The organism is Paenarthrobacter sp. AB444 (assembly GCF_028736865.1).
Lineage (GTDB): Bacteria > Actinomycetota > Actinomycetes > Actinomycetales > Micrococcaceae > Arthrobacter > Arthrobacter nicotinovorans_B.
The window spans coordinates 1-614 of the sequence record NZ_JAQZBY010000032.1; the positions used below are offsets into that span (position 1 = coordinate 1).

Consider the following 614-nt stretch of genomic DNA (forward strand, 5'->3'; position numbering starts at 1 on the left):
CCGTGGTTGGCCTCGGGGGCAGTGTCTGCGTCTTCGGTGCCGGTGCCGGTGCCGGTGCTGGTGTTGGTGCCGGGCTCGGCTGTCCGTGATTCTGTGGTGTCGGTGTCGGCCCCTGTGGTGGTGAGTCGGGGGTTGGTGGCGGTGTTCATGGCGGTGGTGAGGGTTTCGTATTGTTCGGCGGTGGCGAAGATTTCGAGGTGGTGGAGTCCGTAGCGGTGTCGGCGGCGCAGGAATGCGCCTTGGGTGTGGCGGAGGGCTTCTTCGGAGGGTTCGGGGCCGTCTTGGTCGATGCGGTCGGTCCAGCGTCGGGTCATGGTGGTGAGGAAGTCGGGGTCGGACTGGGTTGCTGTGCGGGTCAGGGCGTGTTCCATCCGGGTGATGGTGTCCTGGTCGGTGAGGTGTTGGATCTTGTCCAGGGCGGTGGCGATGATCGTGGCGGACCGGGAGGGTATGTGGGCTGTTGCGAGGGCTTGGGCGAGGTGTTCGCGCCGTGCCGGGACCTGTTGGCCGGTCATGCCCTCCCCGGGCAGGGCATCCGCTGAGAGCGCGAGCCGGCGCCGGGCTTCACCGATCCCGATCCGTAGCCGTGCCCGAAGGAACTCCGCCGCGTTCCG

The 614-nt window shown here is 67.9% G+C and carries 1 protein-coding gene; it reads right to left on the reverse strand.

Features of this window, described 5'->3' with window-relative positions; all coding sequences use genetic code 11:
• Window positions 1–614 (reverse strand): DUF222 domain-containing protein (locus tag PQ627_RS19890; RefSeq protein ID WP_274263028.1); only part of this gene is annotated, 614 nt, incomplete at both ends.